12 protein-coding genes are annotated in these 9,412 nt (G+C 69.7%); 8 read left to right on the top strand and 4 right to left on the bottom strand.

Annotation, left to right across the window (positions count from 1 at the left end):
- Positions 1-168: 168 nt before the first annotated feature.
- Positions 169-951, bottom strand: coding sequence for a GAF and ANTAR domain-containing protein (locus H5411_RS31555; RefSeq protein WP_246369480.1), 783 nt, complete (start codon positions 949-951; stop codon positions 169-171).
- A 479-nt stretch (positions 952-1,430) separates the two neighbouring features.
- Between H5411_RS31555 and H5411_RS31550 the strand changes: the two genes are divergently transcribed.
- Positions 1,431-1,943, top strand: coding sequence for an STAS domain-containing protein (locus H5411_RS31550; protein WP_183125919.1), 513 nt, complete (start codon positions 1,431-1,433; stop codon positions 1,941-1,943).
- A gap of 34 nt (positions 1,944-1,977) precedes the next feature.
- Here the strand turns inward: H5411_RS31550 and H5411_RS31545 are convergent, their stop codons facing one another.
- Positions 1,978-2,304: a MerR family transcriptional regulator gene (locus H5411_RS31545; RefSeq protein WP_183125918.1), complete on the bottom strand. Its 327-nt coding sequence runs from the start codon at positions 2,302-2,304 to the stop codon at positions 1,978-1,980.
- 158 nt (positions 2,305-2,462) lie between these two features.
- Here H5411_RS31545 and H5411_RS31540 point away from each other — a divergent pair, with 158 nt between their 5' ends.
- From H5411_RS31540 to H5411_RS31510, 7 genes are all read left to right on the top strand, one after another.
- Positions 2,463-2,843, top strand: a complete 381-nt coding sequence (locus H5411_RS31540; protein WP_183125917.1) for a hypothetical protein — start codon at positions 2,463-2,465, stop codon at positions 2,841-2,843.
- A 406-nt stretch (positions 2,844-3,249) separates the two neighbouring features.
- Positions 3,250-3,681: an Hsp20/alpha crystallin family protein gene (locus H5411_RS31535; protein WP_183125916.1), complete on the top strand. Its 432-nt coding sequence runs from the start codon at positions 3,250-3,252 to the stop codon at positions 3,679-3,681.
- A gap of 96 nt (positions 3,682-3,777) precedes the next feature.
- Positions 3,778-4,209 carry a hypothetical protein gene (locus H5411_RS31530; RefSeq protein ID WP_183125915.1) on the top strand — a complete coding sequence of 144 codons (432 nt, stop codon included), beginning with the start codon at positions 3,778-3,780 and terminating at the stop codon, positions 4,207-4,209.
- Positions 4,206-4,400, top strand: a complete 195-nt coding sequence (locus H5411_RS31525) for a hypothetical protein (RefSeq protein ID WP_183125914.1) — start codon at positions 4,206-4,208, stop codon at positions 4,398-4,400. Before H5411_RS31530 ends, H5411_RS31525 begins: the two co-directional genes overlap by 4 nt.
- Positions 4,401-4,419: 19 nt before the next feature.
- Positions 4,420-4,842, top strand: coding sequence for a hypothetical protein (locus tag H5411_RS31520; protein ID WP_220817755.1), 423 nt, complete (start codon positions 4,420-4,422; stop codon positions 4,840-4,842).
- A gap of 14 nt (positions 4,843-4,856) precedes the next feature.
- Positions 4,857-5,186: a J domain-containing protein gene (locus H5411_RS31515; protein ID WP_220817754.1), complete on the top strand. Its 330-nt coding sequence runs from the start codon at positions 4,857-4,859 to the stop codon at positions 5,184-5,186.
- 209 nt (positions 5,187-5,395) lie between these two features.
- A complete protein-coding gene (locus H5411_RS31510; RefSeq protein ID WP_183125911.1) occupies positions 5,396-6,124 on the top strand; it encodes a GAF and ANTAR domain-containing protein in 729 nt (242 codons plus the stop codon).
- 95 nt (positions 6,125-6,219) lie between these two features.
- Here H5411_RS31510 and H5411_RS31505 read toward each other — a convergent pair whose 3' ends face one another.
- Both H5411_RS31505 and H5411_RS31500 read right to left on the bottom strand, forming a co-directional pair.
- Positions 6,220-7,110 (bottom strand): DivIVA domain-containing protein, encoded by an 891-nt coding sequence (locus tag H5411_RS31505; protein ID WP_246369485.1) that lies wholly within the window; start codon positions 7,108-7,110, stop codon positions 6,220-6,222.
- 492 nt (positions 7,111-7,602) lie between these two features.
- Complete coding sequence (locus H5411_RS31500; protein ID WP_220817761.1) at positions 7,603-8,331, bottom strand: MATE family efflux transporter; 729 nt, start codon at positions 8,329-8,331, stop codon at positions 7,603-7,605.
- Positions 8,332-9,412 lie beyond the last annotated feature (1,081 nt).

The raw sequence follows: 9,412 nt of genomic DNA, 5'->3' as shown, positions 1-9,412 counted from the left end.
CACCGTCCGCGTGCCGAAGACCGAGGCGGCCAAGCCGCGCCGCATCGCGATCAACGGCAAGTGACCACCCGCAGGCGGTCGACCCGACAACGCCCGCGCCACCTGCCCCGCCCAGCAGGGCCGGGGTCGGTGGCGCGGGCGTTGCTGTGGCTGCGAGAAACCGGGCTGCTAGCTCGTCGCGGCTCCCGCGGTGGCGGCGTCAAGCCGGAACTTGGCCAGGGCGCTTTCGAAGTTGTCCTGTTCGTGGGCGGAGACCAGCGTCTCGGCCACATCCCGCAGTTTCGTGTTGGTGTTCTGCGAGGCTCCCTTCAGCAGACCGAACCCGCCTTGGGCGTCGCAGCCGAAGTGGCGCATCAGCAGGCCCTGGGCCTGCCCGATCGTCTGCCGGGTCTCCAGCGCCACCTTGAGCTGGTCCACCAGGCGGCGGCTGTCGTGGAACAGCTGCGCGTTGTCGAACACCACGCCAGCGTGCACCGTCAGCAGCAGCACGACATCGTGGACGGTCTCGTCGAACCGGTGCGGCTCATCGGAGAACACCGTCAGCACCGCCGACCCGCCGCCGCGGCGGCGGGTCGGCACCGGCAACACCAGGACGCTGCGATACCCCTGGTCGGCCAAGCGTGCGCTGAACCGCGGCCATCGTTGATCGGTGCGTGTGTCGTCCACCCGGCGGGGTTCGCGATACCGCAACGCTTCCACGAGCGGGCCGTCGCCGGTCAGCATGTCCTGCGCGGGTGCCGCTGCACCCGGCGTCGCGCAGGCCGCCACCACGTCCGCTTGCTCGGGCCGCACGCCGGTTACGGTGACGGTGGCCGCCGCGCAGCCCGGCACGGTGCGCATCACCCGCTCGGCAAAGCGCCCCAGTGCGCCCGTCACGTCGTCGTCCTCGACCAGCCGCGACACCTCGGCCAGCTCCTGGGCGATGGTCAGCAGCTCGGTTTCGCCGGTCATGCGCACAAACCCCTTTGTCGCGGCAACGGCCATGGTCGCGCGGACTCACCCCGGCCTGCCGCGGGAGCGCCGGAGGCGACCTTCATCGCATCCGATGCTGCGCTGCTGAACACCGACCGTCGATGACCGTATCGAATGATCGAGGTCGCCCCCGACGACCCCAGTCTGGCACCGCCCGCGCCGACCGCAACCCGTCCAGCCCCGCTATGACAGTGCCTCGCCCTCTGGAAAGCGGGCACCCACCGCCACTAGCATGACCTCAGCTCGCGGTTGTGCAGTCAGCCGGGACGTGCTGCAAATCCACTCAGGTGGAGCAGGACAACCAGGCCCATCCGCACCTGCGACGGCTCGCGTACCGTACGACCCGGCGCGGGCCACGGCCGGCGTCCCTCCGCCGCATCGCGAGACGGAGGTCTGGCCGTGTCTCCTGCCCACCCGCTGCCGCCGCGACGTCCCAGCCGACCTCCCTGGGGCATGTCATGGCCGACCGCCTCATTCGGCCGCCCGGCGCCGGTGAGCCCGACCACCCGGACCACGCGCCCGCCGGCCACGGCACGTGTCCCGTGTTGCGGGTCGCGCTGAGCAGCCCCACACCCAGCGCGCTGCTCGCCGAGGTTCACGGCGAGCTGGATCTCCTCACCGCGCCCCAACTGCGGAGCCGACTCACCCACGCTCTGACCGGCTCCCGGCACACCGTGCTCGTCACGGACCTCACCGACGTGCAGTTCCTGGGCGCCGCCGGCATCAGCGCGCTCCTGCAGGCCCGCGAGCACGCACACCAGCACCGGATCGCGTTCCGGGTCGTCGCCACCCACCGGCCGGTACTCCTGCCGCTGACCCTGCTCGACCTGACCACCACGTTCGACGTCCACCCCAGCCGTGCCCAGGCCCTGGCCGCACCGTCATACCCCGCAGGCAACGGCCGCGTCCGGCGCGAACAACCACCGAACCCGGACGGTGGCGAGCCAGGTTCAGAAGGCCACGGCCCCTGACACGACCACGCGGCACGCGTGACGTGCCGGGCGATCAGGGGTGCGTCGCGGTTTCCAGCCGGCTGCGTAACTCGGCGATCTGGGCGTGAGCGGCGGCGAGTTCGTCTTCCAGCACGATGATCCGGGCGCTCGCGACGATCCCGTGGCCGTCGTCGAGCAGCCCCCGGATGCGCGCGGCGAGGTGCAGCTGGCGGCGGCTATAGCGGCGGTGCCCACCACCGGAACGCTGCGGACGCACCAGCCCAGCGGTGTCCAGGCTGCGCAGGAACGCCTGCTGCACACCGAGCATCATCGCGGCCTGCCCCGTGGTGTACGCCGGATAGTCGACATCATCGAGATCGCGCAGATCAGTCCTGGTCACGAGCGGGCCTCCCACGGACACCACGGGTCGACCTGACCCTCACCCGACACTCTCCGAACCACAGTACCTCCAGCGACGCCTTGACATAATCTACAGCGCTCGCTATAAGAAAATTATCGGTCAGAACCTGGTGGACACACAGCTGGGGAGTGATCGAGATGGACGGCACGAGCATTGCCCGCAGGGCGGGAACCGACCTCGCGTGGCCCCTGGAGGTCGGGCCGGCTCGCTTCGCCGACCTGATCTGCGCGGAGCCCGCGTGGGTGCGCGCGGAGTTCGACGCGATCGTCGCCGCCAGCTTCGGCTCCTCCGCGACCCGGCCTCTCCCGCCGCGAGACCGGCCACCAGGACCAGCGCCCACACGTCGCCACCGCGGCGACGAGGCGTCCTCGCGCCGCGACCCGCTGTCCCACACGGTGAGCGGTGATCTCGCGCGGACCGCGCGGCGAGTCGGAGCTCGCGAACGGTCTCCTCCGCCGCCGCTGCGCGACGCCGCGCCGACCGCGCGGACCCCTCTTCCTGGATCGCAGCACCGGTGAACGCGAAGGAGGTGGTAACGGCACGACCGTACCGGGGTGCCCTCGTGTCAACCTGCCCGTGGCGGCCGGCTCTCGTCGTTGGCTGGCACACCGGAGAGGAATGCCAGCACTGCGTCTCGTGACGCACCGACCGACCCGCCACGGCCAGCACCGGTCACGGTCGTCGTTGGGGACAACGTCCAGCCTTCCTTGATCATGTGAGTCCACGAGGCCCGCCACTGCATCGCCAGGGCGGGCTTCGGCGTGTCCGGGCACCCAGGTTCCCTCGCCTTGTAGCCAAAGTTGTGGTCACGGGGAACAGAAAAGCTGAGCGGGCCGTTAGCAAGAATGAACGGCGGGGCTGCGACCCCGCCCGATCGGAACTGACCTGATCGAAAACCTGATTGGTGTGGAAGGAGACTGTGACATGTTGATGCGTACCGACCCGTTCCGCGAGCTCGACCGGCTGACCCAGCAGTTCTTCGGCGCCAACGGGACCGCGGCCCGTCCCGCGGCGATGCCGATGGACGCCTACCGCACCGGGGACGAGTACGTGGTCGCGTTCGACCTGCCCGGCGTCAGCGCGGACTCGATCGAGGTGAACGTCGAGAAGAACGTGCTGACCGTCAAGGCCGAACGCGGCGGCCAGACCGAGGAGCACGTGGAGTACCAGGTCGCCGAGCGGCCCCGCGGCGTGTTCAGCCGGCAGCTGTTCCTGGGCGAGGCTCTGGACACCGAGACCATCCAGGCCGGCTACGAGGCCGGCGTGCTGACGCTGCGGATCCCGGTCGCCGAGAAGGCCAAGCCCCGCAAGATCGCCATCAGCGCCGGCAGCGACAGCAAGCAGATCAACGCCTGAGCGCACGCCCTCGCCGGCCCGCCGACGCGCCCGGTCGGCGGGGTGTTTCCGGGGCCGCGGCGGGGAAGCCGACGAGGTGCGGAAGGGAGGGAACCGATGACCGACACCAGGCATGACGGCGCGGCGCCGACCGACGCAGCGCGGACCGAGGTGGCACGCACCGACGGGACGCGGATCGACGGATCGCGGATCGGCGGGGCGCTGGCCGATGCCCGGCGGCGGCTCGCCGATGCCGCTACCGCCCTGCGCACTGGTTCCCCTGGCGCGGCCGAGGTGTCCGCGGTGATCACCGGCACGCACGAGATCGCCACCACCCTGGCCGACCTGGTGCAGACCCTGATGGACCACACCGCGACCCTGGCCAAGCAGCACGGCCCGCAGGTCAGCAACGAGATCCACGCCGACCTGCGGGCCCTGCACGGCTGCTTGACCACCGGCGCGCTGCTGCTCGCCCCCGCCCTCGACGACCTGGCCGGTACCGGTACCAACCGCGACGGGACGACTCCGCGACGGGAGGAATCACGATGAGCCTGGACAAGCCCTGGAACGACGTGGCCGACCAGCTGCGCCCCGCCCGACCCGACCTGGAGGACGAGCCTGGCGCGGACCCGGTCACCGAACCGATTGACGTGGTCGAGGCCGACCCGGCCGACGTGGCCGATCAGCGGCGCGTCGTGCCGCTGCCCGACGAGCCCGCCGACGATCAGTCCTGGCCGTGATCGATGGGAGCAACGTGCGATGCCCCGTTCCCGCACTCGTTCAGGATCACCGCCCGGCGCGTCGCTGGCCGCCGCGCTGACGAGGGTCACCGAGGCCGTGCAGCACGCGGTAGGTCACCGCGTGACAGCCGGCCACGGGCCCGACCCTGCCAGCCTGCGCGAGGAGACCTGGCAGCTGATCCACCTGCTTGGCGCGCTGGGTGACCTGGCCGCAGCGCTGGCACCGCAGGTCGGGCACTATCCCGAGCGGTATCGGCTGCATGCCGACGACGATGTCGACCCGGCCGAGCACGTCGCCCGCACCTGTCGGGAACTGGCCGCGCTGCGCCACGCGTTGGGCGAGGCGGAAGGTGCCGCCCGCGAGGCTTACACCGCCGTCAGCCATCTGCACGCCGTGCCCGAGGACACCACGGGAACGGCGAGCAGGACCGACCATCCCTGACGCAGCGGATGACCATGTCACCGTCACCGGTACCCGATCCGTACGAGGTACTCGGCGTCTCGCGGGAGGCGACGCCGAGCGAGATCGCCGCGGCCTACCGGGCCCTGGTGCGCCACCTGCACCCCGACGCCGCGCACGCACCCAACGATCCGGCACGCCTGACCGAGGTGCTCGCCGCCTACGCCGAGCTGCGCGATCCACGCCGACGCGCGACCGACGACCGCGACCACCCCGCCCCGCCACCAGGTCGAGAGCCCATCTCCATTCCTGTACGGGTCCACCGCCGCAGTGCACGCAGCCAACCCGACCTCCGGGTCGGCCCCGTCCGCCGCCACCTCCACTGACCGCACGACCGACCGCCTCCGCACCCGCATTCACCGGATCCGCGACTCGATGCCCGGCAGGCGTGTCACCGCCGGTTCCCGCAGGTCAAGGTGCATCGACTGCGCTGGCGCACCGGATGCACCCCAGGGTTCATGGGTAACAGGCGGCCTGACGGGGATACCCGAGGTAGTCAGGCGTTGCGACGCCCGGCAGCCGACGAGAGGCAATCATGGACCGCGCACGGGACGAGATGTGGCCACAGGTGCTGGACGAGGTCACCGGCGCACTGGAAAGCCTGACCGCGGCGTTGGGCAGCGTGGACGACTTCACCGTCTTGCTCCAGCAGGTGTGCGCCCAGGTCACCAAGGCCGTACCGGGCGTGGACGAAGCGACCGTAACTCTGCTCGACGAGGGCAACGCCCGGACCGCGGCCACCACCAGCGACGTCGTCGTGAGCCTCGACCGAGACCAATACGCCCTCGGACACGGACCCTGCCTCGAAGCCGCGGCATCGGGCACGCTGGTGCGCGTGTCGATCGCCCAGGCCCGTGACCGCTGGCCGGACTTCGCTCGCGACGCCACCGAGGCAGGATACGCAAGCTTCCTGTCCGCCCCGATCGTCATCGACGACGGGCACGCCGGCGAGGTGAACTGCTACAGCACTCACGCCCACGGCTTCGCCGAACTGGACGAGAAACTGCTCGACCTCTACACCAGCGCCGTCACCGCGGCACTGCGCGTCTACCACCGCTACCAACACGCCCGCCACACCGCCGAGCACTTGCGGACCGCGCTGGAGAGCCGGGCGGTGATCGACCAGGCCAAAGGCATCCTCATGGCGGTCAGCCGGATCGACGCCGACCAGGCATTCACCCTGTTGGTCGAGCAATCCCAACGCGACAACATCAAGCTGCGCGACCTCGCCACCCGGTTCGTCGCGCACGTCACCAGCGCATGATTCTCGCCGCGGCGGTGATCATCGTCAGCCAGAGCGTCGGTTGCCCGTCGGCCGAGCGGGCAACCGGGACAGGCTAGGAGCGGCACGCGTGGCGCTCAGGCGGCAACACTTCCACGGCGAGCGGACACATCAGGTGTCCGGTCGGCCTGCTCGTCGCTTGAGGGATCGGTTTCCTCCGGTAACGGGGCCAGCAGCGGCTCCGCGTCGGCGAGCAGTTGCTGGGTGGTGCGCAGCGCGGCAGCCAGCTGGGTGCGCCGGTTTTCCAGGTCGTCGACGCGGCGCTGGGCGTCGGCCACGATCTGGGCCGCGTGCGCGGTGGCCTCGTCGATCAGTCGTTGTGCCTCGCGGTGCGCCGCGGCGCGCTGATCCGCGAGTTCACGTCGCGCTTCCTCACGGCGCGCTCGCATCGCGATCTGGAAGTCCGCCTCGACCTGGTTCCGCAGTTGCGCGGCCTGCTCGTCGAGGTCGCGGCGCCGTTGTTCGGCGTGCCGGGTCATGGCCTCGACCTGCTGGTGGGCGCGGCTCATCAGCTCGCGATGCTCGGCCTCCATCTGCGCCCGCCGCGCATCGACCTCGGCAACCAGCCGTTCATGGTGGCACCGCAACCGCTCCGCGGCCTGCCGCGCGGTATCCCAACTCTGCTCGGCAGCAGCGCGGGCCCGTGCGGTGATCTCGTCAGCCTCCGCGTGCGCGAGTTCGACCATGCGCCGCAGCCGCTCGGTCAGCGCGTCGGCCTCGATCGGCGACCGGCTAATCCGATCCACCCGCTCGTTCAGCGCGCGAATCTGGGACCGGGCTGCCTCCAACTGCCGGGCCAGGTCCTCCGCCCGCGCCGCGGCGGCATCTCGATCCGTCGCGAGCAGCCGCATATCGGCTTCCACCGCGTTCACGTAGAACTGCACCTGGTCGCGGTCGTACCCATGCCACACTCGATCGAAATCGGTTCGCAACGGCACCAGCTCATTCGTGGTGTCCGAGACGGTCATCTTCTCCACCATCCTTTCCCCGACCGTCCACGGAAGATCCGGTGAAGGACCGTGCGGCTCTGTGGTCCTATCGGGCCGCCGAATGGGTTGCCGCAGCACCACGAGGGCATCGAAAGCCACCCGCGGTACGGCACGGTGAAAAGGGCGCCGCACAGTCCCGTCCTCTGTACGACGAACACGTGCCGAGGCGTGTTCCACAACGTGATCATGCTGAGCCCAACGTTTGCGTGATATCCGTCACCCGCGTAACCGGTTCTGATCCGTGGATCGAGCGACGGATTCCGCGACTACCGCGTGTCGCTGCCGCGGGACGTGGGGAGGTCGACAAGATCGACGCCAGCCTGGCCGACCGTGCGGGTGCCCAAGAGTGATGCGGCCAAGCCGCGACGTATCACCATCTCCGGCTCCTGACACCACCCGCGACAGGTCTGCCGCGGTCCGCCGCTTGCCCGGCACACGGGTACGGCTGTTCCGAGCCACTACACGATCGGTTCATGCAGCCATGGTGGTTGCCTCCTCCATTTCGTTCACCACATCACCCGTGGCTCGCTCGACGGCGACCTGCTCCTCGAACTCTGACCGGACGATCTTGACGAGCTGACGGGCCCGAGTGGCCCCTACCCCGAGACGGACGCGCAACGTGTCAGCGGAGATCGGCTTCTGGTGAGCCGCACGGTGAGCCGCGTCTTCTCGCCGGGCCTGAGCCAAGAGAGCCTCCGGCGTGCGCCCAACGACTGCTCGCTCCTCACCCTTCGGCAGGACGTCCTCGTCGAGTTCGAGCCCCGTCTCCGGCGCACCATCACCCGAATCCGCATCGACAACTGGCTCAGGCCGATCGACTTCGCGTGCGACCGGCACACGACTCGTGGCGCCAATCGCCTGCAAGAGGCCGGGGCCGACCTCCGACCAACCGATCAACAGGAGCGGTCCTACCGCGTCGAACGCCGCCTTGCCAAACTCGCCCGCGACCAGAGGCTCTGCCACATTCAGCGCGAGCGTGACCACGCTCGCGAAGATCAGCAGCCGGCGGGCAGGCCGCAACACCTCCGGCGAAGCACCGGTGAGCGCCAGGTGCCGTGTGCCGAGCAGCAGCCCAACGATTGAGAGATCAACCGCAGGAGCCACGAGCGGTGCAACCCAGGCGGGCACGCCAAGCCGGAGCGCCAGATTGAGGACGTTGCCGAAGCCAAACATGAAGGTGAGGGCGACGACGACGCCCATGATCACAGTGACAGTGCGGACAACTGTTGCCGGATCGGTCGCATGTTGAGCCACTCCAACATTGGGCGAAAGCCCAGCCTCGCCTAAACGTGCAGTTTCTGTAGCGTCGCTCATTGGGTCCTCGCCCTCCTTACAGGGTGGGGGTCAAGGCCCCGCCGTGGTGGTGACGCACCCGGCGGGGCCGCTTCACAACGGCAGGTCTGGCCGGGCACGTCGCGCAGCACGACGTGTTCGAGCTGAACTAGAACGGAACGCGATCTCAGACGCCCCACGGCGCAATGCGCTGCAGGGCGTCCACCGCGTGAACACGGCTCGACGCAGCGGAGTCCGCCAGATCACACGCGGCTCCTTGGCGTCGGCTCGTCGTCACCGACAAGCTGAGCCGAGACTGACCCGCTAGTCCGATCGAGCGATACGCGGTGCTCAACGACCAGACGCCCCTTCAAGAAAGCCCTGGTCGGAGCTGTTCCCATCTGCTGTGTGCCCTGCCGGGGGCACCACCAGGGGAAACGCTGTGCGAGACACCAGCACAGCGTTTCTCCAGCGAGAGATTTCGCCTCCCGGGTCCGCGGGACCGCACCCGTCAGCGATTCACCACGCCAGGCGCGCGCGACGCCGGAAGCCCGACGAGCACGTTCTTCACGACCCGCCAGCCCTACCTGCTGACCGGACCGAGACACACATGTGATCTTTCCCTGCCCGCCCTTGCCCCGGGACAACCATGACCCATCACCGCGAGCCCAGCCGACGGACGCGGAACGGAGCAGCCCGAGCCCTCTTCGAGGAAGCCCGCCGCGCCGGACTTGTCCAACGGCACCTCCGCAAACTCCACCACCTCGCCCGACACCCGCACTCACCGGCAGCAAGCAGGCAGCAACCACCCGCAACCCCGCCCGCCGCCGCAGCGCATTCGGCCACAACACCAACGCACGGCACCGAACCGACCCGAGCACGCCAGCCGAGACGCCCGTCAGCACAGCAACTCGCCCTCGACATCGACCTCGCCCACCGGCCCACAACACCGTTGCACCGACAGTCCACGCCATCCGACGAAGCCGCCTAACCAACACCCGTTGTCGGT

The organism is Amycolatopsis echigonensis (assembly GCF_014174495.1).
In the GTDB taxonomy this organism is placed as follows: domain Bacteria; phylum Actinomycetota; class Actinomycetes; order Mycobacteriales; family Pseudonocardiaceae; genus Amycolatopsis; species Amycolatopsis echigonensis.
This window is presented reverse-complemented; position numbering and strand designations above follow the sequence as displayed.